At 60.9% G+C, this 24252-nt stretch carries 22 protein-coding genes and 2 tRNA genes; 1 reads left to right on the top strand and 23 read right to left on the bottom strand.

Annotation, left to right across the window (positions count from 1 at the left end; translation table 11 throughout):
- Window positions 1–23 precede the first annotated feature (23 nt).
- The 23 genes from truB to tpiA all read right to left on the bottom strand — a co-directional run bounded on the left by truB (window position 24) and on the right by tpiA (window position 23304).
- Window positions 24–950 carry a tRNA pseudouridine(55) synthase TruB gene (truB, locus tag PD885_RS07840; protein WP_002810195.1) on the bottom strand — a complete coding sequence of 309 codons (927 nt, stop codon included), beginning with the start codon at window positions 948–950 and terminating at the stop codon, window positions 24–26.
- Window positions 951–1037: 87 nt separating this feature from the next.
- Window positions 1038–1430, bottom strand: a complete 393-nt coding sequence (rbfA, locus tag PD885_RS07835) for a 30S ribosome-binding factor RbfA (protein ID WP_002810196.1) — start codon at window positions 1428–1430, stop codon at window positions 1038–1040.
- A gap of 143 nt (window positions 1431–1573) precedes the next feature.
- Window positions 1574–4285: a translation initiation factor IF-2 gene (gene infB / locus PD885_RS07830; protein WP_088056767.1), complete on the bottom strand. Its 2712-nt coding sequence runs from the start codon at window positions 4283–4285 to the stop codon at window positions 1574–1576.
- 96 nt (window positions 4286–4381) lie between these two features.
- Window positions 4382–5893, bottom strand: coding sequence for a transcription termination factor NusA (gene nusA / locus PD885_RS07825; RefSeq protein WP_002810198.1), 1512 nt, complete (start codon window positions 5891–5893; stop codon window positions 4382–4384).
- Between the two features lie 4 nt (window positions 5894–5897).
- On the bottom strand, window positions 5898–6488 hold the full coding sequence (gene rimP / locus PD885_RS07820; RefSeq protein ID WP_002810199.1) for a ribosome maturation factor RimP: 591 nt from the start codon (window positions 6486–6488) through the stop codon (window positions 5898–5900).
- A 209-nt stretch (window positions 6489–6697) separates the two neighbouring features.
- Window positions 6698–6774: transfer RNA gene (locus tag PD885_RS07815), tRNA-Met, on the bottom strand.
- A gap of 202 nt (window positions 6775–6976) precedes the next feature.
- Window positions 6977–8437 carry an NADH-quinone oxidoreductase subunit NuoN gene (gene nuoN / locus PD885_RS07810; RefSeq protein ID WP_002810200.1) on the bottom strand — a complete coding sequence of 487 codons (1461 nt, stop codon included), beginning with the start codon at window positions 8435–8437 and terminating at the stop codon, window positions 6977–6979.
- A 36-nt stretch (window positions 8438–8473) separates the two neighbouring features.
- Window positions 8474–9976 (bottom strand): NADH-quinone oxidoreductase subunit M, encoded by a 1503-nt coding sequence (locus PD885_RS07805; RefSeq protein WP_002810201.1) that lies wholly within the window; start codon window positions 9974–9976, stop codon window positions 8474–8476.
- 20 nt (window positions 9977–9996) lie between these two features.
- The gene (nuoL, locus tag PD885_RS07800; RefSeq protein WP_088056765.1) at window positions 9997–12177 is read right to left on the bottom strand and encodes an NADH-quinone oxidoreductase subunit L; all 2181 of its coding nucleotides are present in this window, start codon (window positions 12175–12177) and stop codon (window positions 9997–9999) included.
- Window positions 12178–12184: 7 nt separating this feature from the next.
- Window positions 12185–12490, bottom strand: a complete 306-nt coding sequence (gene nuoK / locus PD885_RS07795) for an NADH-quinone oxidoreductase subunit NuoK (RefSeq protein ID WP_002810203.1) — start codon at window positions 12488–12490, stop codon at window positions 12185–12187.
- Window positions 12487–13149 (bottom strand): NADH-quinone oxidoreductase subunit J, encoded by a 663-nt coding sequence (locus PD885_RS07790; RefSeq protein ID WP_162597152.1) that lies wholly within the window; start codon window positions 13147–13149, stop codon window positions 12487–12489. The genes nuoK and PD885_RS07790 overlap by 4 nt, the downstream gene beginning before the upstream one ends.
- 4 nt (window positions 13150–13153) lie before the next feature.
- Window positions 13154–13642 carry an NADH-quinone oxidoreductase subunit NuoI gene (gene nuoI, locus PD885_RS07785; protein WP_002810206.1) on the bottom strand — a complete coding sequence of 163 codons (489 nt, stop codon included), beginning with the start codon at window positions 13640–13642 and terminating at the stop codon, window positions 13154–13156.
- A gap of 3 nt (window positions 13643–13645) precedes the next feature.
- Window positions 13646–14737: an NADH-quinone oxidoreductase subunit NuoH gene (nuoH, locus tag PD885_RS07780; protein WP_002810208.1), complete on the bottom strand. Its 1092-nt coding sequence runs from the start codon at window positions 14735–14737 to the stop codon at window positions 13646–13648.
- Window positions 14734–16968, bottom strand: a complete 2235-nt coding sequence (nuoG, locus tag PD885_RS07775) for an NADH-quinone oxidoreductase subunit NuoG (RefSeq protein WP_002810214.1) — start codon at window positions 16966–16968, stop codon at window positions 14734–14736. Before nuoG ends, nuoH begins: the two co-directional genes overlap by 4 nt.
- A complete protein-coding gene (gene nuoF / locus PD885_RS07770) occupies window positions 16965–18299 on the bottom strand; it encodes an NADH-quinone oxidoreductase subunit NuoF (protein WP_002810217.1) in 1335 nt (444 codons plus the stop codon). Before nuoF ends, nuoG begins: the two co-directional genes overlap by 4 nt.
- A 3-nt stretch (window positions 18300–18302) precedes the next feature.
- Entirely contained in the window at window positions 18303–18830 is a 528-nt protein-coding gene (gene nuoE / locus PD885_RS07765; RefSeq protein ID WP_002810220.1) for an NADH-quinone oxidoreductase subunit NuoE, read from the bottom strand.
- Window positions 18827–20134 (bottom strand): NADH-quinone oxidoreductase subunit D, encoded by a 1308-nt coding sequence (locus PD885_RS07760; RefSeq protein WP_002810223.1) that lies wholly within the window; start codon window positions 20132–20134, stop codon window positions 18827–18829. Before PD885_RS07760 ends, nuoE begins: the two co-directional genes overlap by 4 nt.
- Window positions 20131–20883 carry an NADH-quinone oxidoreductase subunit C gene (locus tag PD885_RS07755; RefSeq protein WP_002810226.1) on the bottom strand — a complete coding sequence of 251 codons (753 nt, stop codon included), beginning with the start codon at window positions 20881–20883 and terminating at the stop codon, window positions 20131–20133. The genes PD885_RS07760 and PD885_RS07755 overlap by 4 nt, the downstream gene beginning before the upstream one ends.
- Window positions 20884–20919: 36 nt before the next feature.
- On the bottom strand, window positions 20920–21474 hold the full coding sequence (locus PD885_RS07750; RefSeq protein ID WP_002810229.1) for a NuoB/complex I 20 kDa subunit family protein: 555 nt from the start codon (window positions 21472–21474) through the stop codon (window positions 20920–20922).
- Window positions 21465–21821 carry an NADH-quinone oxidoreductase subunit A gene (locus PD885_RS07745; protein WP_002810231.1) on the bottom strand — a complete coding sequence of 119 codons (357 nt, stop codon included), beginning with the start codon at window positions 21819–21821 and terminating at the stop codon, window positions 21465–21467. Before PD885_RS07745 ends, PD885_RS07750 begins: the two co-directional genes overlap by 10 nt.
- 104 nt (window positions 21822–21925) lie before the next feature.
- Window positions 21926–22010, bottom strand: a tRNA-Leu gene (locus PD885_RS07740).
- Window positions 22011–22059: 49 nt separating this feature from the next.
- Complete coding sequence (secG, locus tag PD885_RS07735; protein WP_002810234.1) at window positions 22060–22515, bottom strand: preprotein translocase subunit SecG; 456 nt, start codon at window positions 22513–22515, stop codon at window positions 22060–22062.
- A 33-nt stretch (window positions 22516–22548) separates the two neighbouring features.
- Window positions 22549–23304 (bottom strand): triose-phosphate isomerase, encoded by a 756-nt coding sequence (gene tpiA, locus PD885_RS07730; RefSeq protein WP_002810237.1) that lies wholly within the window; start codon window positions 23302–23304, stop codon window positions 22549–22551.
- Between the two features lie 112 nt (window positions 23305–23416).
- On the opposite strand from tpiA, the gene PD885_RS07725 reads away from it, so the two are divergent.
- Window positions 23417–24217 (top strand): SDR family NAD(P)-dependent oxidoreductase, encoded by an 801-nt coding sequence (locus PD885_RS07725; protein ID WP_002810239.1) that lies wholly within the window; start codon window positions 23417–23419, stop codon window positions 24215–24217.
- The last annotated feature ends 35 nt before the right edge of the window (window positions 24218–24252 follow it).

Raw genomic sequence — 24252 nt, 5'->3', positions numbered from 1 at the left:
CCCGAGAACAAGTTGACTAAAAATTAATAAGCCTGAACTTCGTTCAGTCCATTGAACAAACGCTGCGGTGACAAACGCCCTTCCGCGTCCACCATGCCTAAGCCTGAAGGGATTCCATCGGGCCCGAACACCGCCACCTGGCCGACTGGAAATGCTGCATCGCGCAAGCGCTGGCCCATCCGGAAACGGGTCGCATGGGCCTGGTCGAGTACGATCCGCGCAAAATCGGCCAGACCGGCTTGGATCGGCAACAACAACTCCTGCGCATCGATGCCTGCGTCCAGCGCTGTGGACAGCGCTTGGAGCGTGATCATTTGCGGAGCATGAAACGGCTTGACCCACAGCCGACGCAACGATGCGATATGCGCACCACATCCGAGCAATTCGCCCAAATCGCGCGCCAGACTGCGAATATAAGTGCCCGAGCCGCAGGTCACGCGCAATTGCAGGCGCGGCGCGCTGTAGCCGATCAGTTCGATCGCATGCACATCGACCTCGCGCACCGGCGCGTCGATCGCTTCGCCACGCCGCGCCTTGGCATACAGCGGCTCGCCCCCCTGCTTGAGCGCAGAATAGATCGGTACCTGCTGCGCGATACGGCCGACAAACGACGCCAGCGCCACACGCAGTGCTTCTTCGCTCAGTTCCGGCACCGCACGCTCGCGCAACCGCTCGCCATCGGCATCGTCAGTCTCGGTGGTCATGCCCAACACGACCTCAGCGTCGTATGCCTTGACCGAGCCAAGCAGCAGACCGGCGATCTTGGTAGCTTCGCCCAGACACAACGGCAGCAAGCCGGTGGCCAGCGGATCCAGGCTTCCGGTATGGCCGCCCTTTTCTGCCCGCAACAAACGGCGTGCGGCCTGCAACGCGTTGTTGGAGCTGAGTCCGGCTGGCTTGTCCAGCAACAGGATGCCATGCAACGGGCGATAGACGATGCGGGGTTTCAAAAGATCAGTGCTCGAATCGGGCGCTGTACGCGCCCGCGGGAATCAGGGCCGCAACGGAGGCCGCAGGCGGCAAGCCCGATACAGCGCTCAGCGCTGTTCGGCGTCTTCGTCGCTGGAAGCAGCCTCGGGGCGGACATCATTCAGATCACGCAACAGGTTGTCGATGCGTTCGCCGCGATCGACCGAATCGTCGTAATGGAAGTGCAGCTCAGGCACGTGACGCAGTTTCATGGCCCGCGCCAACTGCGTACGCAGCTGACCGGCAATTTCCTTGAGCCCCTTGATCGCTTCGACCGAACGCTCCTGCTGCAGCGCGGTGACGAACACCTTGGCATGCGCCAGATCGCGGCTGATTTCGACATCGGAAACGCTGACCGACGGCAAGCCGTGGTCGCGCACGGCCGCGTGCACGATGGTGCCGAGGTCGCGACGCACCTGCGCCGAAACGCGGTCGGTGCGATGGAATGATTTGGTTGGCATGGTCGTGGACCTAGTTGATTCGGAGGGCCAGATGGCACCGAAGCCAAAAACGAACGCGAGCGGCCATGCTGCCCTTGCCTCGCAGAACTTGCGTTACAGAATCCGCTGTGCGGAAGACCGGGGCCCGCAGGCTCCGGCAGCCGTTACAGCGTACGGGCGACTTCGATACGCTCGAAGCACTCGATCTGATCGCCGGCCTTGACGTCGTTGTAGGCCTTCACGCCGATACCGCACTCGGTACCGTTGCGCACTTCCTCGACGTTTTCCTTGAAACGACGCAGCGATTCCAGCTCGCCTTCGAACACCACGACGCTGTCGCGGAGCACGCGGATCGGCTTACTGCGCTTCACCACGCCTTCGATGATCATGCAGCCTGCAACCGCACCGAACTTCGAACTGCGAAACACGTCGCGAACCTGCGCGATACCGATAATCTCTTCGCGGATTTCCACGCCGAGCAGACCGGAGGCCACCTGCTTCACCTGGTCGATCACGTCATAGATGATCGAGAAGTAACGCAGATCGATACCGTTGGACTCAACGATTCTGCGCGCCGACGCATCGGCACGCACGTTGAAGCCGATCACCGTGGCCTTGGAGGCCGCCGCCGAATTCGCATCGGACTCGGTAATGCCGCCAACGCCGGAATGGATCACGTTGATGCGGATGTCGTCGTTGGACAACGCCACCAGCGACTGCTTGAGCGCTTCCACCGAACCCTGCACGTCGGCCTTGATCACCAGGTTCAAAACCTGCTGGCCTTCGCCCTTGCCCATCTGGGACAGGATGTCTTCCATGCGGTTGCTGGCCGAGGCGACCAGACGCGACTCGCGACGCTTGGTTTCGCGCTGCTGCGCCACGTCCTTGGCAAGACGCTCGTCGTCGACGACCACAAAGTCATCGCCAGCTTCCGGCACACCTGACAAGCCAAGCACCTGCACCGGGATCGACGGGCCAGCCGAGGCTGGCTGATGGCCGGTTTCATCGAACAGCGCGCGCACGCGACCGTACTGAATGCCGCACACTAGGTAGTCGCCCTTCTTCAGCGCGCCCTGCTGCACCAGCACCGTTGCGACCGGGCCACGGCCCTTGTCCAGCGACGACTCGATGACGGTACCGCTGGCGCGGCCTTCGGGCAGAGCCTTGAGTTCCAGCACTTCGGCCTGCAGCGAGATCGCGTCCAGCAGCGTGTCCACACCTGTACCGACCTTGGCCGACACTTCGATGAACTGAGTATCGCCACCGAACTCTTCGGCCACCACGTTTTCGGCCAGCAATTCGTTCTTGACCCGCAACGGATCCGCGCCGGCCTTGTCGATCTTGTTGACTGCCACGATCAACGGAACGCCCGCCGCCTTGGCGTGCGCCACCGCTTCTTTGGTCTGGGGCATCACACCGTCATCGGCGGCAACGACCAACACCACGATGTCGGTGATCTTTGCGCCACGTGCACGCATCGAGGTAAACGCGGCATGGCCGGGCGTATCCAAGAAGCTGATGACGCCACGACCGGTTTCGACGTGGTACGCACCGATGTGCTGGGTGATGCCGCCGGCTTCGCCCGAGGCGATCTTGGTGCGACGGATGTAATCCAGCAGCGAGGTCTTGCCGTGATCGACGTGACCCATGATGGTCACCACCGGCGGACGGGGCGTGGTGTCGCCCTGCGCGACTTCGGCATGCGCCAACAGCGCATCTTCGAAGTCGGCATTGTCGGCACGCAGGGCCTTGTGGCCGAGTTCTTCGGTCACCAGCGCTGCGGTGTCGTGGTCGATGCTCTGGGTAATGGTCGCCATGACGCCCATCTTGAACAGCGCCTTGACCACGTCGCCACCCTTGAGCGCGAGCTTCTGCGCCAGGTCGGCCACGGTGATCGTTTCGCCGATCGCCACTTCACGCACCACCGGCGCGGTCGGACGCTCGAATCCATGCGGACCACTATTGCCTTGGTTGCCACGGCCGCTATCGTTGCCACGGCGCGAGGAGGACGAACCCGGACGACCGGTCGGCTTGCCGCGCACGTTGGAACGACGCGCACGGTCAGCCGCGGACAGATGCAACTGCCCGGCGAACCGCTTGGTCGCATCGTCGTCTTCGACGCCGGCCACCATGGCGTGCGAACCGCGCGTCTTGTGCTTGGCTGCATTGGAGCGGTCCTCTGGACGGGCCGGCGTAGCCGGACGCGATGCGGGCGAAGCGCTGCCCGGACGGGCCGGACGCAGAGCAGAAGATGGCGACGACGGCGCACGTGCGGCAGGAGGTGCCGCAGACGGAGCAGGAGTAGCGGCGACCGGCGCCGGCGCGCTGGCAGCCGCAGTGGCTTCCTCGGCAGCCTTGCGCTCGGCTTGGACACGATCACGTGCTGCTTGCTCTTCGTCACGCTTGCGCTGAATCGCTTCGTCGCGCACGCGGTCGCTCTCGGCCAGCGCCTGCTGCTCGTCGAGGTTACGCTGACGCGAAGCGGCGAGCTTGCGCAGGATATCGGCGCGCTCTTCGTCCGGCGTCATCCGCTCAGGACGACCGCTGCCTTCGTTTTCGGACCTCACGTAGGTGCGCTTCTGCCGCACTTCCACGTTGACCGTGGTCTTGGTGCGACCGGCGCTGACCGTGACTTCCTGCAGCTTGCGCCGATTGAGCGTGATCTTCTTGGCTGCTTCGCTCGCCGCTTCGGCAGGCGTCTCGGCCTTTCCATGCGTGCGACGCAGGAAGCCAAGCAGTTTCATCTTCTCGGTGCTGGTCACGACCTGGTCGGGACCGCTGAACTTCATTCCGGCCTCGGCCAGTTGAACCAGCAGTTTATCGACCGGCGTATTGACCAGTTCGGCAAGCTTGCGGATGGTGGTTTGCTGCGACATTCGGATCCTATGATCTGGTTGGCGCTCCCCTCGCCCAGAGCAAGGGAAACGCTGATTCTAAGCCCTGATGGGTTCAGGGCGCGGTTCATTGCCGGCTCATTCGCCGCGCTCCAAACGGGCGATCTCCTCGGCGCGGGCCGCCAGGATCAGCGCCGAGGCGCGCTCCTGAGTCATGCCCTCAATGCCGAAGTCGACGATCTCGTCCGCTGCCAGGTCGGACAAGTCCTCGCTGGTGCGCACGCCGTGCTCGGCCAGAGCGAAGGCCGTTTCCTCGTTCATCCCCTCCAGCGCCAGCAGGTCCTCGGTGGGCTGAGTTCCTTCCAGGCCTTCTTCCTCGGCCAGCGCGGCATTGAGCAGCGCATCGCGAGCACGGGCACGCAGCTCTTCGACGATGTCTTCGTCGAAGCCTTCCACTGCCAGCAACTCGCCGACCGGCACGTAGGCGATTTCTTCCACCGTGTTGAAGCCTTCCGACACCAGGATCGCGGAGATTTCTTCGTCCACCTCCAGGCGATCCATGAACAGTTGGCGCGCCGATGCCTGTTCGGCCTCGGACTTGGCGGCTACTTGGTCGGCTGTCATTACATTGAGCTGCCACCCGGTCAGGCGGCTGGCCAGACGCACGTTCTGACCACCCTTGCCGATCGCCTGGGCCAGGCGATCTTCTGCCACCGCTAGGTCCATCGAATGCTTGTCTTCATCGACAATGATCGACTGCACTTCGGCCGGCGCCATCGCATTGATGACGAAGTTGGCCGGGTTCTCGTTCCACAACACGATGTCCACGCGCTCGCCATTGAGCTCGTTGGACACCGCCTGCACGCGCGAACCACGCATACCGATGCATGCACCGATCGGATCGGTACGGGTGTCGTGCGCGATCACGGCGATCTTGGCGCGGTCGCCCGGGTCGCGTGCGCAGGCTTTGATCTCGACCAAGCCCTGACCGACTTCCGGGACTTCGAGCTTGAACAGTTCGATCATGAATTCCGGTGCGGCGCGGCTGATAAACAGCTGTGGGCCACGTGGCTCCGAGCGCACTTCAGCCAGATAGCCACGGACGCGGTCGCCCGAACGCAGCGCATCGCGCGGAATGCCCTTGTCCTTCGGAATAAAGGCTTCGGCATTGCCACCTAGGTCGACAAAAATATTGCCGCGCTCGGCGCGCTTGACCACACCGGTGATCAACTCACCGACGCGATCCTTCCACGCATCGACCACTTGCTGACGCTCAGCTTCGCGCACACGCTGCACGATCACCTGCTTGGCAGCCTGCGCAGCGATACGACCGAAATCCGGGTTCTCGATCTGTTCTTCGATGTAGTCGCCCACATCCACGCCGTCGGCTTCGTCGATGGCATCCATCAGACGCACCTGGCGATCCGGCGATTCCATCACCACATCGTCGGCCACCACTTCCCAACGACGGTAGGTTTCGTAGTTACCGTCCTTGTGATCGATAGTCACGCGCGTCAGCACGTCCTGGTCGGGATAGCGCTTCTTCGCTGCTGAAGCCAGCGCGGCCTCGATCGCATCGAAGATCACTTCGCGCGGCACGCCTTTTTCGTTGGCTACAGCATCCACTACCAGCAAAAGTTCCTTGCTCATTTCGTCACTCCGCGCGCAGCTTGCCAGCCGCCGACTCGTTGGATGGTTTCTTCTTCTCGTACCCGGGTTTTTTCGGGCCGGGCTTATTCGGTTTCTGCGGAGCCAGGCCCAGGGCAACCCAATCCGGCAGGATGCGCGCCTTGTCGATGTTGTCGAAGCCGATCTGCACGTCGTTGCCATCGATCGCGAACACCACAGCGTCGGCCTCGGATTCGATGCGCAGGATCTGACCCTGGAAGCGGCGCCTCCCCTCTTGCGCCAGCTTCAACACGATCTTTGCGGACTCGCCAGCATGACGGGCGAACTGTTCCAGTGTGAACAACGGACGATCTACACCCGGCGAGGACACCTCAAGCGTGTAGTTGCCGGTGATGGGGTCTTCGACATCGAGTTGGGCCGACACTTCGCGGCTCACGCGCTCGCAGTCGTCAACGTTGATGACACGCTCGGGATGCTCGGCCAGAGGCACATCGATATAGAGGCGCAAAGTGGCGCCACCTGGAGCGGGAAGATATTCCACACCCAGCAGTTTCAAGCCCAAGGACTCAACCGTTGGACTCAGCAGATGCGCGATTTCGGTCGCTTTTTCGCTCACAGACTGCCCTGATCAGATGATTGCCAGTAATACCCCGGCAACCGGCAGCAAACTTTCCGGTTCCGGAAAAAGCAAGGGGCCCAGTGGGCCCCTTGCGTTAAAAAGCCCGACCTCTCAGGGTCGGCACAAAGACGGGAACATGCATCTTTGCGATCCAAGAATCTTAAGTAATGCCCTAACGGATCGCGTTAAATCAATACTTCAAAACTTGGTAGCGGGGGCAGGATTTGAACCTGCGACCTTCGGGTTATGAGCCCGACGAGCTGCCAGACTGCTCCACCCCGCAGCAGAAGCGAAATTATGAAGAACTAGAGCAACAATTGCAAGCCCTAGTTTTTTCATCTGTTGAAACCCTTGAAGCTGCTCAACGCAGCGGCAAATTATAACCGCAGTGCAACAAAAACGAAACACCAATCACAAGTTTATTTCAGTATGCAGTCACGCGCGATCTGTAAGGCACGCATGCAACATCATGCATGACCCAGGTCCTACGCAAGGCCCGCAAACGCGCGCTGGCACCACACCATGATCGGGCTCCAGGCCAGACCGAGTGCGAGCAGTGCGAGCGCATTGACGCAGAGCACGGTGCCAAGCACGCGATCGTTATTGGCCGGCAACGGCTCACCCACCGGCTCATCGAAATACATGACCTTGATGATGCGCAGGTAGTAGTAGGCACCGATTACAGCGCAAATCACGCCGACCAGCGCCAACCACAGAATGTCGCCCTTCACCGCAGCGCCCAGCACAGCCAGCTTGGTCCAGAAGCCAAGGAACGGCGGAATACCGGCAAGCGAGGCCATGATGCATAGCACCAGGCCGGCCATCCACGGATTACGCGCGCTGAGGCCCTTGAAATCGTCGATGTTCTCGGCTTCGAAGCCATTACGCGACAACGCGATGATGGCGCCGAACGAGGCGGTGGACATGATGGTGTAGCTGACCGCATAAAACATCGCAGCGGCGTAGCCTTCTTCGCCACCACCAGCCATGCCCATCAGCAAAAAGCCGATGTGCGAAACAGTCGAGTACGCAAGCATGCGCTTGAGATTGCTCTGCGCAATGGCCATCAGGTTGCCGACCACCAGCGACAATGCTGACAAACCGCCAATCAACAAATGCCACTGCGGCGATAGCGGCCCCATGCCCACTTCCAGCAGGCGGTACGCCATACCGAAAGCAGCCAACTTGGGTGCGGAACTGATAAACAAGGCAATCGGCGCGGGCGCACCCTGATAGACGTCGGGTAACCACATGTGGAACGGCGCAGCGCCCAGCTTGAAGGCAACCCCTGCGATCATGAAGATGGTGCCGGTGAGCAGCAGCGTGCGCTCGCTGGTGCCTTCGATCGACTCGTGGATACCAGACAGGCTCAAGGTGCCGGTGGCCCCATACACCAGCGACATGCCGTACAGCAGTAACCCCGACGCAAGCGAGCCAAGCACGAAATACTTCATCGCAGCTTCGGTGGCCAAGCCATTATCGCGGTTCGAGGCGACCAGGGCGTAAGAACACAGCGCTAGCAGTTCCAAGCCCAAGTAAACCACCAGCAGGCTGCCGGCCGATGCCAGCAGCATCATGCCGGCGGTCGCGAATAGCACCAGTACCGGAATTTCACCCTGATAGAGATTCCGCTCGCGCAGATAAGTCCAGCCGTAAACCAGGCTTAACCCACTGACCAGAACGATCACGGTCTTCATGACATCCGCAGCGGTGTCACGCACGAACATGCCGTGGAAGATTTCGCCCTGCCCACCTCTGCCGGTTGCCAACAACACCAACATCACGGCGAGCACGGCGACAGAGAACAGGTGGGTCCAGATCTTGTTCCGCTGGCTCACGAACAGGTCGAGCATCAGCAGAGCGAAGGCGCCGCCGATCAGCACCAGCTCCGGAACAAGCGGAGCAAGGTCAGCGGTGGTCAACGGCGCGAGCGTTGGCGTGGTCATCATCAAATCCTGGAAATCAAAACATACGGCAAGCTGTTAGAGCTTGGTCGCGGCAATCTGGGTAGCCAGCTTGGCGATAGATGGTTCCATCAAGTCGGTCAGCGGCTTCGGGTAAAGGCCCAGGGCCAGTACGCCAGCGGCGAACACCCCCAACACGAAGGCTTCACGGCCATTGATGTCCTTCAGCTCGGCCACATGTGCGTTAGCCACTTCGCCGAAGAACACGCGCTTGTAGAGCCATAGCGTGTAAGCGGCAGTGATTACCAGCGTGGTGGCGGCAGCGAAGGCGACCAACGGATGCTTCTGGAAGCTGGCAAGGATCACCATGAATTCGCCAACGAAACCACTGGTACCCGGCAGACCGGCATTGGCCATGAAGAACAACATGGCGAACGTGGCAAACCAAGGCATCACGTTGACCACGCCGCCGTAATCGGCAATGCGGCGCGTATGCATGCGGTCGTACAGTACGCCGATGCAGGAGAACATTGCGCCTGACACGAAACCGTGCGAAATCATCTGCACCATCGCACCCTGCAAGCCCAGGCGAGCTGCGTCGGTGCTGCCGTACTCGCGCACCAGCGTGAAAGCGATGAAGGTACCGAGGGTGACGAAGCCCATGTGTGCGATGGACGAATACGCCACCAGCTTCTTCATGTCTTCCTGTACCAACGCCACCAGACCGACGTAGACCACCGCGATCAGCGATAACGCGATGACCAGCCAGGCAAACTCATGGCTCGCATCCGGCACGATCGGCAGGTTGAAGCGAAGGAAGCCGTAGCCACCGATCTTCAACGCAATCGCGGCCAGAATCACCGAACCGGCAGTCGGCGCCTCGACGTGCGCATCCGGCAACCAGGTGTGCATTGGGAACATCGGGACCTTGACCGCAAAGGCGATCAGGAAAGCGAAGAAGATCCAGGTCTGTTCCTTGGTGGTCAGCTGCAGTGCGTAGAGATCGTCCAGCTGGAAGCTGCCGCACTTCAAATACAGGTAGACCAGGCCCACCAGCATCAGCACCGAGCCGAGGAAGGTGTAGAGGAAAAACTTTATTGCCGCATAGATACGCCGCGGACCGCCCCACACACCGATGATCAAGAACATCGGGATCAGCATGGCTTCGAAGAAGACGTAGAACAGCATCGCGTCGGTGGCAGCAAAAATACCGACCGTGACACCTTCGAGGATCAGGAAAGCGGCCACGTACTGATTGACGCGCTTGTCGATCGAACGCCAGGCACCGATCAGGGCCAGCACCGTCACCAGCGTGGTCAGCACGATCAACGCGACCGCGATGCCATCCACGCCCAGGTTGTAGCCGATGTTATAGGCCGGGATCCAGGCATGCAGTTCGATGAACTGCATGGCGTCATTGGCGGTGTCGTAGCCCAACAGCGGCAGACTCAGCACAAAGGTCGCCACCGCCACCGCCAGGGATGCCCAGCGGGCAGTCTCGGCGTTGCGCAACGCTAGGATCAGGGCGCCACCGATAATCGGTAGCCAGATCAAGATAGACAGTAAAGGCCAGTTCGACACGTTTTCTTATTCCGTACAGGTCAACGCCAGAAATGCATCAGTACCGCCAACAAGGCGATCAAACCGATGATCATTGCGAAGGCGTAGTGATAGAGGAAACCGGATTGCGTGCGACGCAGCAGATTTGCAGCCAGGTCGATCAGTCGGGCAGAACCATTGACGACAACGCCGTCGACCACATAGGTATCGATTGCACGTGACGCCTTGCCAAGGACAACACCGCCACCGGCGAAGCCATTGATCCAGAGCTTGTCGAAACCGTACTTGTTTTCCAGCAGCCACACGATCGGCGCGAACGCCTTGCGCGACTTGGTGGCTAGCTCCGGCTTCCACAGGTAGAACAGCGCGGCCAGCAAGAGACCGGCAACAGTCAGGAGGAACGGCGCCGCCATCATGCCGTGCAACGCGAAGGCGACCGGGCCATGGAACTCTTCGGCCAGCGCACCAACGGTATCGCGTGCCGGGTCGTAAAAATCGACGATACCGGTGAAGAATGACACGGCCTGCCCCTTGAGCGCGTGCGCCGCATGGTGACCCTGCCAATCGGTACCGAACAACATCGGACCGATGGTGAAGAAGCCAATGGCCATCGAGGGGATCGCCAACAGGATGAGCGGTAGCGTCACTACCCACTTGGACTCATGCGGCTCGTGGGCACCGTGGTGACCATGGCCGTGATCATCGTGGCCATGCGTGTCGTGTGCATGATCATCATACAAGTGACTGTCGTGCGCGTGGACCTGCACTTCGGCATCGATGTGCACGCTGTCGCCGCCATGATGGCCATGCGAATCGTGCGCATGGGCGTCGCGGAAGCGCTCCTTGCCGTGGAAGGTCAGGAACAGCAGACGGAAGCTGTAGAAGCTGGTCACCAGCACGCCGCCGAGCACAGCCCAGTAAGCGTAAGTCGCGATCCAGCTATGCGACTCATGAGCATGATGCGTGGCCGCCTCGATGATGGTGTCTTTCGAGTAAAAACCGGAGAAGAACGGCGTACCGACCAATGCCAAGGTACCGATCACGCTGGTCCAGTAGGTCACCTTCATGTACTTGCGCAGGCCGCCCATCTTGCGCATGTCCTGCTCGTGGTGCATGCCGATGATGACCGATCCAGCCGCTAGGAACAGCAGCGCCTTGAAGAAGGCATGCGTCATCAGATGGAACACGGCTGCCGAGTACGCCGACACACCCAACGCCACGGTCATGTAGCCGAGCTGGGACAGCGTCGAATAAGCGACCACGCGCTTGATGTCGTTCTGCACGATGCCGATCAGGCCGGTGAAGAAGGCCGTGGTGGCACCGATGAACAGAATGAAATTGAGCGCTGTTTCCGACAGCTCGAACAGCGGCGACATGCGCGCGACCATGAAGATGCCTGCGGTCACCATCGTTGCGGCGTGGATCAGTGCCGAAATCGGAGTCGGTCCCTCCATCGAGTCCGGCAGCCACACGTGCAGTGGCACCTGCGCCGACTTGCCCATCGCGCCGATGAACAGGCAGATGCAGATCAGCGTCATTACACTCCATTCGTGGCCTGCGAACAGCTGCACCTTTGCACCGGCCAAGGTGGTCGCGTTGGCGAACACGGTGGAGTAATCCAGTGAACCGAACCACAACAGCACGCCGGCAATGCCGAGAATGAAGCCGAAGTCGCCGACGCGATTGACCAGGAACGCCTTCATGTTGGCGAACACGGCAGTCGGTCGCTTGAACCAGAAACCGATCAGCAGGTACGACACCAGACCCACCGCTTCCCAGCCGAAGAACAGCTGCAGGAAGTTGTTGCTCATCACCAGCGTCAGCATGGAGAAGGTGAACAGCGAGATGTAGCTGAAGAAGCGCTGGTAACCCGGGTCTTCTTCCATGTAACCGATGGTGTAGATGTGCACCAGCAACGACACGAAGGTCACCACCACCATCATCATCGCGGTCAGGCGGTCGACCATGAAGCCGACATGCGCCGAGTAGTTACCGACATCGAAGAAGGTGTACAGGTTCTGGTTGAACGGGCTGGCGCCCTGTTTCACCAGTTGATACAGCGTCAGGCACGACAGTACGCAGCCGACCAACACACCGAAAATGGTGACGTATTGCGCGCCCTTACGCCCTATCTGGCGACCGAACAGGCCGGCGATGATGCTGCCGATCAGCGGCGCAAGCACCACCGCAATCAACAGACTCTTGGAGAGAGTGATTTCCATCTACAGGTCAGCCCTTCAACGTATCGACTTCGGCCACATTGATCGTGCGGCGCGTGCGGAACAGAGTCACTAGGATCGCAAGGCCGATCGCAGCCTCCGCGGCGGCAACGGTCAGGATGAAGAACACGAACAACTGACCGGCGGTGTCGCCGAGCTCGCGCGAGAACGCAATGAAGTTGACGTTGACCGACAGCAGCATCAACTCGATCGACATCAGCAACACGATGATGTTCTTACGGTTGAGAAAGATGCCGGCCAAGGAGATGCAGAACAGCACCGCGCCAAGTCCAAGCAGGTGGCCCAAGGTAATCAAGACTTAACCTCCTGTCCGTCCGCCGCATCAATCTGCGGCGCAACCTGTACCGGCTTTTCAACCGCCATTTTGACCATGCGCAAGCGGTCGCCAGCCTTCACACGGGATTGCTCACTGGCAATCTGAATCTTGATGCCGGTGCGCTTGCGCAGGGTCAGCATCACCGCAGCCACCACGGCTACGGTCAGGATCACCGCAGCAAACTCGAACGGCAGCAGGAACTCGGTATACAGGCTCCTGGCCAGCCAGGTCAGGTTCGAAACATCGGCAGCTCGCGCAGCAGGGTTGTCGACCGGGAACGGCGTAGCGCTGCGCGACTTGACGCCGATCAAGGTCACCATCTGCGCCAACATGGCGACCGCCACGATGACACCGACCGGCATGTACTTGACCCAACCCTCGCGCAGGCGGCTGGTGTCGATGTCCAGCATCATCACAACGAACAGGAACAGCACCATCACCGCGCCGACGTAAACCAGCACCAGTGTGACACCGAGGAACTCGGCGCCAACCAGCAACCAGATACACGCCATCGAGAAGAAAGTGAGGATCAGGCACAACACGGCATACACCGGGTTGCGCACGCTGATCACCGCGCCGGCGGACACGACCGAGACGGCGGAGAAGGCGTAAAAAGCAATAGTAACCCAGTCCATCATGACCTCAACGGAAGGCAGCATCGGCAGCACGACGTTCGGCGATCTCGGTTTCGAACCGGTCCCCGATCGCCAGCAGCTGCGGTTTGTTGACAATGTTCTCGCCACGCTTCTCGAAGTGGTACTCGAGGATGTGCGTCTCGACGATCGAGTCCACCGGGCAGCTTTCTTCGCAGAAGCCGCAGAAGATGCACTTGAACAGATCGATGTCGTAGCGTGTGGTGCGGCGTGAACCATCCTCGCGCTTGGCTGAGTCGATGGTGATCGCCAGCGCCGGGCACACTGCTTCGCACAGCTTGCAGGCGATGCAGCGCTCTTCGCCGTTTGGGTAGCGACGCAACGCGTGCAAACCACGGAAGCGCGGCGACTGCGGGAACTTCTCCATCGGATACAGCACGGTGTACTTGGGCTTGAACGTGTATTTCAACGTCAGCCACAAGCCTCCGAGCAGTTCGAGCAGCAGCAAGCTCTTGAAGTAATGGGTGATCTTGTTCATCAGTTACACGCCCTTCTGGATCACGCCGTAAAACACCATCAACGCCGTCACTGCGATCCACACGATCGTGAGCGGAATGAACACCTTCCAGCCCAGACGCATGATCTGGTCATAGCGGTAGCGCGGAAAGCTGGCCCGGAACCAGATGTAGGCGCTGGCGAAGAAGAACACCTTCATCAGCAACCAAGGCCAACCGCCGTTCCACAACCAATCGATCCATGGCGAGATATCTGCAGTGACCCAGCCCTGAATCGGACTCAGCCAGCCACCGAGGAAGAAGATCGAGATCAGAAAGCTCACCAGGATCATGTTTGCGTATTCGGCCAGGAAGAACAGCGCGAACGCACCGCCCGAGTACTCCACCATGTGGCCGGCGACGATTTCCGATTCGCCTTCCACGACGTCGAACGGCGCGCGGTTGGTTTCGGCGACGCCGGAGACCCAGTACACGATGAACAACGGGAATAGCGGAATCAGGAACCAGTCGAAGAAGCCCGAGCTGCCTGCCTGCGCGAATACGATCTGGCTAAGGTTGACACTGCCGGAGGCGATCATCACGCCTACCAGCGCAAAACCCATGGCAATTTCGTAGCTCACAACCTGCGCAGCCGAGCGCATAGCGCCCAGGAACGCGTACTTGGAGTTGGAGGCCCAACCGGCCAGGATGATGCCGTATACGCCCAGCGAGGTCATCGCAAGCAGATACAGCAAACCGACATTGGCGTTTGACAGCACCAGTTTCGCATCGAACGGCACCACCGACCAAGCCGCGAAGGCTGGTGCCAGGGTCAGCAGCGGCGCGATGATAAACATCGCTTTATGCGCGCTGCTGGGCTGCACGATCTCCTTGAACAGCAGTTTGAACACGTCGGCGAAGGCCTGAAAAATACCCATACCCACGTACATCGGCCCGTGACGCACGTGCATCCAGCCGATCAGCTTGCGCTCCCAGACCACATAGAAGGCAACCGTTACGATCACCGGCACGGCAATCAGCAGTATCTTCAATACAGTCCAAAGCAGTACGCCGCCATCGCCCAGTCCGAGGAACCACTGGTGGAGGGGGTCGACCACGTTCAACAGCAATTCGTTCATGCAGCCACCACCGTTACACGACCGGCACCTAGCGGCGCGGTTGCGCCATGGCCGCATTCAATCCACACCGTGCCCGGTGCGACGCGCTTGTCCAGCACCACCGGCAGCGTCGCCCGACCGACATCGGTACCGATCTTGACGATCTGGCCTTCGCCAACCTGCAACTGCACAGCCTGCTCCGGGTGCATTGCCACACACGGCGCGATATTGAGCGGATGCGACTGCAGCGCAGCAGCGCGACGTACGACGGCATCGGTGCGGTAGATCGCAACAGTTGCGGCCACTTCCAGTCCGTCGCCCGCTGCCACCGGCTGTGCCGACATTACGGGGCTGACGCTGCGGTTCTGCATGCCGGCACGTAGGCCGACCAGATCGATGAATTCAAAGCCGGCCAAACCAAGCTCACCACCAAGCGCGCGCAGTACGCGCCAACCTTCGCGCGCCTCGACCGGCAAACGGCCTGCGGCACGTGCGGTCTGCACGCGACCATCGAGATTGGTCAGCGATGCGTCGATTTCCGGCAATGCGCCAATTGGCAGAATCACGTCGGCCACATCGCGCGTCGATGCGCAGGCGAACTGACTGAAAGCGACCACTTTGGCACCGGCCAGCGCGCTGCGTGCAGCGGCGGCATCGGCGAAATCTAGACCCGGCTCGATGCCATAGAGCACATAGGCCTGACGCGGCTGCGCCAGCATGCCAGCGACGTCGCGGGCGGTCGGCAGCACACCCTGCGACACTAGACCCACCGCGTTGGCACCCTGCGGAATCCGGCATAGAGACGCACCGGTTGCGGCGGCAAAGTCACGTGTAGCAGTACGCAGCGTGGCCGCCTGCGGATGATTTTCGGCCAGTGCGCCGACCACGATCACTGCGCGCGTAGCGCCCTTGACCGCATCGCGCAGGGACGCATCGTTCAATGCGCCAGCCAGCTGCGACGGCGCTACCACCGTACGGCTCGCTTGGGTAAAGGCAAAATCGAAATCGACCGGATTGACCGAATGGATCTGCGTGCGGTTCTGGATATGCGCTTTACGCAAACGCGCGTGCAGTAACGGAAGCTCGTGACGCACGTTAGTGCCGAACAGCACCACTACATCGGCTTGCTCGATTTCAGCAAGCGGCGTGGCGAAAGTTTCGGCCACCGCAGCATCGGAGAAGTCGCGATTGAGCAGGCGATGATCCAGATTGCCACTGCCCAGGCCTTCGGCCAGGCGTGCCAACAGCGCGCCCTCCTCATTGGAGGTGGACGGATGCACCAACACGCCGAGCGCATCACCAGAATTCTCGCGCAGGATCTGAGTGGCGGCAGCCAGCCCTTCAGACCAGCTCACCTCGGTCCACTCGCCGTTGACCTTCTTGAGTGGTTTGACCGCACGGTCTTCCGAATACAAGCCCTGATGCGAATAACGGTCGCGATCGGACAGCCAGCATTCGTTGACCGCTTCGTTCTCGCGCGGCACGGTGCGCAGCACTTCGCCACGACGCACGTGCAGGAACAGGTTCGAGCCCATCGCATCGTGATAGCCAAGCGACTCGCGCGCGGTCAGCTCCCACGGGCGGGCACGGAACTGGAACACCTTGTTGGTCAGCGCGCCCACCGGGCAAACGTCGATTACGTTGCCGGAAATTTCGGTGGTCAGCGGCTTACCATCATAGGTGCCGATCTGCAGGTTCTCGCCCCGATACATGCCACCCAGCTCGTAGGTGCCGGCGATATCAGCAGTGAAGCGCACACAGCGGGTGCACTGGATGCAGCGTGTCATTTCGGTGGCGACCAGCGGACCGATGTCCTCGTCCGGCACTACGCGCTTGCGCTCGTTGAAGCGGCTAACCGAACGGCCGTAACCGAGCGAGACGTCCTGCAACTCGCACTCGCCGCCCTGATCGCAGATTGGGCAATCAAGCGGATGGTTGATCAGCAAAAATTCCATGACGCTGCGCTGATACTTCAGGGCTTTTTCGCTACGCGTGGTGACTTTCATGCCGTCCATCACCGGGGTCGCGCAGGCAGGCGAAGGCTTCGAGGACTTTTCGACATCGACCAGACACATGCGGCAATTGGCAGCGATCGGCAGCTTCTCGTGATAGCAGAAACGCGGAATCGGAATGCCAGCCTTGTCTGCCGCCTGGATGATCATCGAGCCCTTCGGCACTACCAGGGACTGCCCGTCGATTTCGACGGTGACATGGTCTGGTGGCACGTTCGGGTTCACTGGTTGGGCGCTCATGCGGCCACTCCGACTTGCGTGTCGACGATCGAACGACCGTTGACGATGTAGTACTCGAACTCGTCCCAGAACTGGCGCAAGAACCCCTGGATCGGCCACGCTGCTGCCTCACCGAAGGCGCAGATGGTGTGCCCTTCGATCTGGCCGGCGACGGTGCGCAGCTGGTGCAAATCCTCGATCGTGGATTTGCCTGCGACGATGCGCTCCAGCACGCGATGCATCCAGCCGGTACCTTCGCGGCATGGCGTGCACTGACCGCAGGATTCCTTGTGGAAGAACTGCGAGATGCGGCAAGCGAAACGCACGCAGCAGACGCTGTCGTCCAACACCACGATCGCTCCAGAACCCAGGCCGGTACCCAGCGCACGCAGGGTGTCGTAATCCATCTGCAGATCGGCGACCTGCTCAGCTTTGAGCACCGGCATCGACACGCCACCCGGCACCACGGCCTTTAGTTTGCGACCCGGACGCAGGCCACCGGCCATCTCTAGCAGTTCGTCGAAGGTGGTGCCGAGCGGCACTTCGAAATTGCCGCCTTTCTGCACGCAGCCAGAAACCGAGAAAATCTTCGGACCGCCATTCTTGGTCTTGCTCAACCCGAGGAACCACTCCGGGCCGTTGCGAATGATTGCCGGCACCGACGCATAGGTTTCGGTGTTGTTGATTGTGGTCGGCTTGCCGTACAGGCCGAAGTTGGCCGGGAACGGTGGCTTGTAACGCGGCTGTCCCTTCTTGCCTTCCAGCGATTCCATCAGCGCAGTTTCTTCGCCGCAGATGTAGGCGCCAGCGCCCAGCGCACCATAGATATCGATATCCACGCCGCTGCCGAGAATGTTTTTGCCCAGCCAGCCGTTTGCATAGGCATCGGCCAACGCCAGTTCAAAGTTTTCGAACGGCTCGTGGTGGAATTCACCACGCAGGTAGTTGTAACCCACGGTCGAGCCTGTGGCGTAGCAGGCGATCGCCATGCCCTCTACTACCGAATGCGGGTTGTAGCGCAGGATGTCGCGGTCCTTGCAGGTCCCCGGCTCGGATTCATCCGAGTTGCACAGGATGTACTTCTGCATCGTGCCCTTGGGCATGAACGACCACTTCAGACCGGTCGGAAAGCCTGCGCCCCCGCGGCCGCGCAGGTTGGACTGTTTGACCATCTCGATGACATCGGCCGGCGCGATCTTTTCTTCGAGAATCTTGCGCAGCGCAGCGTAGCCACCGCTTTTCAGATAGCTCTCATACGACCACGGAGTATCGTAATGCAGCGTCGTGTAGACGACCTGATGCGGCAACGGCGCCGAACCGACCGGGCCTGAGGAGGCGTGATGATGTGCCATGCCTTACTCCAGCCCGTCCAGTAGCGCGTCGACCTTCTCTTTCGTCAGGTGCTCGTGGTAATGGCCGTTGATGACCATCATCGGCGCTGCAGAGCAGGCCGCCAGGCACTCTTCTTCGCGCTTGAGGTAGACGCGGCCATCGGCCGTCGATTGCCCCAGCTTGCAACCTAGTTTCTTTTCCGCGTGCGCCAATAGATCTTCGGCGCCATTGAGCCAGCAGCTGATGTTGGTGCAGAACGCCACGTTGTGGCGGCCGACGCGCTCGGTCTCGAACATCGAGTAGAAACTGGCGACCTCGTAAGCCCACACCGGCGGCAGTTCCAGATATTTGGCGACGCCAACGATCAATTCGTCAGTCAACCAACCCTGGTTCTGCTCTTGCGCAGCATGCAGGCCCTGCAGCACTGCCGAACGCTTGCGATCAGGCGGGAACTTGCTCAACCAATGATCGATGTGCGCGCGCGTCTTCTCGCTCAGCACTACCTGCGGATCGACATCGCGCGCCGCCTCGAAATTACCTGTCGCCTTCATCGGTCAACCTCACCGAAAACCAAATCGTAAGTACCGATCATCGCCACGACGTCGGCCAGCAAATAGCCACGCACCACCGCGTCCATCGACGACAGATGCGCAAAGCCCGGTGCGCGCAGATGCACGCGGAACGGCTTGTTAGCGCCATCGGACATCAAGTAGCAGCCGAACTCGCCCTTGGGCGCCTCGACCGCGCTGTAGGTCTCGCCCGCCGGCACGCAGTAGCCTTCACTGAACAGCTTGAAGTGATGGATCAGCGCTTCCATGTCGTCCTTCATGCCTTCGCGGCTTGGCGGAGCGACCTTGAAATTAGTCACCATTACCGGGCCAGGATTAGCCTTCAGCCACTTCACGCACTGCTTGATGATGCGATTGGATTCGCGCATCTCGGCCACACGCACCAGGTAGCGGTCGTAGCAATCGCCGTTGGTGCCGACCGGGATATCGAAATCCACCACGTCGTACTTAGCATACGGCTGCTTCTTGCGCAGATCCCATTCGATGCCCGAACCACGCAGCATCGGACCGGTCATGCCCCAGGCACGCGCAAGATCCGTGCTGATAATGCCCACATCGACGGTACGCTGCTTCCAGATACGGTTATCGGTCAGCAGCGTTTCGTACTCGTCCACGCGCGATGGAAAGGTGTTGGTGAAATCCTCAAGGAAGTCCAACATCGTGCCCTCGCGAGCAGCGTTGCGCTTCTTCAATGCCCCACCCTTGTGCCAACGGGATTCCTTGTACTTGGGCATGAAGTCCGGAAGATCGCGATACACACCACCGGGGCGATAGTAAGCTGCGTGCATGCGCGCGCCACTGACCGCCTCGTAAACGTCCATCAATTCTTCGCGTTCGCGGAATGCGTACAGCATCACCGCCATCGCACCCAGGTCGAGCGCGTTGGAGCCAACCCACATCAGATGGTTCTTGATGCGGGTGATCTCGTCGAACATCGTGCGAATGTACTGCGCACGCTCGGGCGCTTCGATTCCCATCAGGGACTCGATCGCGCGCACGTAGGCGTGTTCATTGCACATCATCGACACGTAATCCAGGCGGTCCATATACGGAATCGACTGGTTGAACGGCTTGGACTCGGCCAGCTTCTCGGTGCCACGGTGCAGCAGACCGATATGCGGATCGGCACGCACCACGGTTTCGCCGTCCATTTCCAGGATCAGACGCAGCACCCCGTGCGCCGCAGGATGCTGCGGACCGAAATTCATCGTGTAATTGCGGATTTCCTGCTTGCTTTCGACAGGATTGCTCGCGAAGGCATCGGTTGCCTGGCGGAACTCACTCACTTGGCAGTCTCCGACTTGCCCACTTCACCAGCGGCAGTCTCATAACGGGCGTCGTCGCGAATCACGCGCGGCACACCAACGCGCGGCTCGACCGACGTCACCGGCTCGTACACCACACGCTTGCGCTCGTCGTCGTAACGCACTTCGACGTTGCCGATCAGCGGGAAATCCTTACGGAACGGGTGGCCGACGAATCCGTAGTCGGTCAGGATGCGGCGCAGATCCGGGTGGCCATCGAATACGATACCGAACAGATCGAATGCTTCGCGCTCGAACCAGTTCACGCCCGGCCAGATATCGGTCACCGACGCCACTACCGGTACCTGTTCGTCCGGCGCGTAGCAACGTACCCGCAGACGCTGGTTGTGGCGATAAGAAATCAGCTGGGCGACTACTGCGAAGCGTTGCTTCGGCAGCTGCTGCGGCTGCGCGCCATCGGAGGTTTCCTGGCTGGGAAATTCGCCCCAGGCGAAACGACCGACGGCCTGACCTTCGACGCCGCGGCTAAAACCCTGCGACGACACGTCGGCGGTGTCCCATTCGCCGCTTCCGTAGCCCAGGTAATCGACTCCGCACAGATCGCTGAGCTGCTCGAAACCGAACTCGTCGCGCAAGGCCAGACAGGTGGCGTGCCAATCGGCCGCAGCGACTTCCAGCGTCACTTCGCCGCGCGGCAGTGCCACGGCAATCTGCGCACCGGCGAAACGTGCCGCAAGTCGATCAGTGAAGGAAGATGCTTGCTCTGCCATGGGGGCTTGGCTGCTCTCGGTAGAAGAAGACGGGTGTCAGCGCGCGATCGTCTGGGTACGCCAGATCTTCTTCTGCAGCTGCAAGATGCCGTAGACCAGCGCCTCGGCGGTCGGCGGGCAGCCAGGGACATAGATGTCCACCGGCACGATGCGATCGCAACCGCGCACCACCGAATACGAATAATGGTAATAGCCGCCGCCATTGGCGCAGCTGCCCATCGAAATGACCCACTTCGGATCCGGCATCTGGTCGTAGACCTTACGCAGCGCAGGCGCCATCTTGTTGACCAGGGTGCCGGCCACGATCATCACGTCGGACTGGCGCGGCGACGGGCGGAACACCACACCATAACGGTCTAGATCCAGACGCGCAGCACCAGCGTGCATCATCTCGACCGCACAACAGGCAAGCCCGAAGGTCATCGGCCACATCGAGCCGGTCCGTGCCCAGTTCAGCAGCGCATCGACACTGGTGGTTACGTAGCCCTTTTCGAGCAGCGGGTTTTCGCCGTCGGGGCGCAGGATGTCTTCTACCCGGCCTTCCGGCATCGGGTTGGTCATCAGACGGTCCAGGGTCTGAATCACTCCCATTCCAGCGCTCCCTTCTTCCACACGTAGATAAAGCCGAGGAACAACATGCCGACGAACAAGCCCATGGTGACCAGCGAGCGTGCGCCAATCTCCATGAACACCTGTGTCCACGGAACGATGAAGATGATTTCCAGATCGAACACGATGAACTGGATCGCGATCAGGTAATAGCGCACGTCGAACTTCATGCGCGCATCTTCGAACGCTTCGAAGCCGCACTCGTAAGGCGAGAGCTTGCGCGCATCCGGACTACGCGGTGCGAGGAATCGACCGATCAGCATCAACGCAATGCCGATGCCGGTGGCGACGATCAGAAACAGCAGACTCGGCAAATATTCGGCCAGCACAGCGATTCTCTCTTGCCTCTGCCCGCACGCGTCGCGTGCCGGATGGGGTATAGGCAGACCCTGCGCGCGGCATGTCGCGATGCGCAGGAACTGCAGCCAAACAATGGTGCCCAAGAGGGGACTCGAACCCCTACGACCTAAGCCGCTACCACCTCAAGGTAGTGCGTCTACCAATTCCGCCACCTGGGCATACTTTGCGCCGCTGGGCATCCCAGTGCGCGGCGTATTGTAACCGGCTTCAGCGTTTTTGTGCCGGTTCCGAAGCGTTTTCTTCGCGCGCCGCAGGCGCTTGTTGCGCGGGTGCGGCCTGCGCTGGCGCGGCGGCAGGCGGTGGCTGCGACGGAGCGGTTGGCACAGCACCGGCAGCAGGCGCTTGCGGCTGAGTCAGCTCGCCGGCAGCAGCAGGCGCCGGTGTGGCCACCTGCGACATCACACCCAGGTTCTGGTCGGTGGGACGCGCACCGTGTGTGGCGTACCACGCCATGAACAGGCTGATGCTGAAAAACACAACGGCCAACCACTTCGTCGACTTGGACAGAAAGTTCGATGCACCCTGCGAACCGAACACGGTGCCGGACGCGCCGGCGCCGAAGCCGGAACCGGCTGCCGCACCCGCGCCACGTTGCATCAGGATCAGCGCAATCATCGCCAGCGCGACCAGCACGTAGACCACATTGAGGATCAACATCAGCATTTCTAAATCCGTCCCCGGACAAAACTTAATGAGTTAGCAAGCGGCCGCCGCGCGTGCGATAGCCAGGAAGTCTTCGGCGACCAGCGAAGCGCCTCCGACCAGCCCGCCATCGACGTCGGGCTGTGCGAACAGCTCGCTGGCGTTATCGGGCTTGACACTGCCCCCGTACAGGATGGGCAACCGATCGGCGATTCTAGCATCCGCCTTCGCGACTTCGCCACGCAGGAAGGCATGCACGGCCTGAGCCTGCTCCGGGTTGGCGGAGCGGCCGGTGCCAATGGCCCAGATCGGCTCGTAGGCAATCACGGCACGGGCGAAGCCTTCGCTGCCCACTAGCGCCAGCACCGGCTCGAGCTGGGCACGTAAGATTGCCTCAGTCTGACCAGACTCGCGTTGTTCCAGCGATTCGCCCACGCACAGCACCGGGATCAGCCCTGCATGCATGGCGGCGACGAATTTGCGCGCCACCAGTTCGCTGGTCTCCTGGTGATACTGGCGGCGCTCGGAGTGGCCGACCAGTCCGTACTCGGCACCGACATCCACCAGCATTGAGGCCGAGACCTCGCCGGTGTAGGCGCCTTTTTCATTGCTACTGACGTCCTGGGCTCCGAATGACAGGTGATGTGCCTCGAAATCCTCGATCAGGTCGCCGAGGTAAGGCAGTGGCGGCAAGATGACGACATCGACCCCCTCCAGGGGCATGTGCGCGGCGACCTTCGCCACCAGTTCGGTGGCGAAGGTGCGGCTGCCATGCAGCTTCCAATTTCCAGCAACGATCTTTCGACGCATCAGGCGCAGGCTCCTGAGTTGAAGACAGCAGACAGGATAGCCCATGCCCTGTCGGCAACCGGCACACTTGTGTACACCGCGCGTCCCATCTCTCACTTAACAGGAACCTGCCATGTCCGTTTCGCCTGTCTTCACGCTGGTTACCGGTGCTTCCAGTGGCATTGGCCGCGAGATCGCGCGTGCCTACGCCAGGCGCGGCGTACCGCTGATCCTGACCGCGCGCCGGGTGGACCGGCTGCAAGCGCTGGCTGAGGAATTGGGTGCTAGGGTCCTCGTGAAAGTGCTACCGGCCGACTTAGCCGACCCAGCCGCGGTGGAAGCTCTGGTGGCGCAGATCCAGCGCAATGGCTGGACGGTCGGGACCCTGGTCAACAACGCTGGCTATGGCGTTCCCGGCCGCTACCAGCGCAACGATTGGACAACGCATGCGCGCTTTCTGCAGGTGATGGTGGGCGCGGTGTGCGAGCTGACCTGGCGACTGTTGCCGATGATTCGCGCTAGTGGCCAGGGCTGCATTCTCAACGTAGCCTCGTTTGCCGCGCTGACACCGGGTGCCGATGGACAAACCCTATACGCGGCCAGCAAGAGTTTCATGCTGCGCTTCAGCGAATCGCTGGCGCTGGAAAACGCCGATTGCGCGGTCAAGGTTTGCGCGCTGTGCCCTGGATTTGCGTGGTCGGAATTTCACGACGTGACCGGCACCCGCGCATCGATGACCTCCCTGCCCCGCTGGGCGTGGTTGCAGGCCGATAACGTTGCCGAGTACGGCATCCAAGCACTGGAACGCGGCCAGGTGCTGGCCGTGCCGGGCTGGCGCTATCGGCTGGTCAACGCCGCGCTGCGCATGTTGCCGCATGCGTTTGCGCTGCGGCTGATGGCACGCGCATCGCATCGCGTCCGGCCGCTGAATTGAGCCAGTTCGACATGCACGTCGCGCACGCGTGATCG

It is taken from the genome of Xanthomonas fragariae (assembly GCF_900183975.1).
GTDB lineage: Bacteria > Pseudomonadota > Gammaproteobacteria > Xanthomonadales > Xanthomonadaceae > Xanthomonas > Xanthomonas fragariae.
Note: the sequence above shows the minus strand (reverse complement) of the source record. Positions and strands in the feature narration are given on the sequence as shown.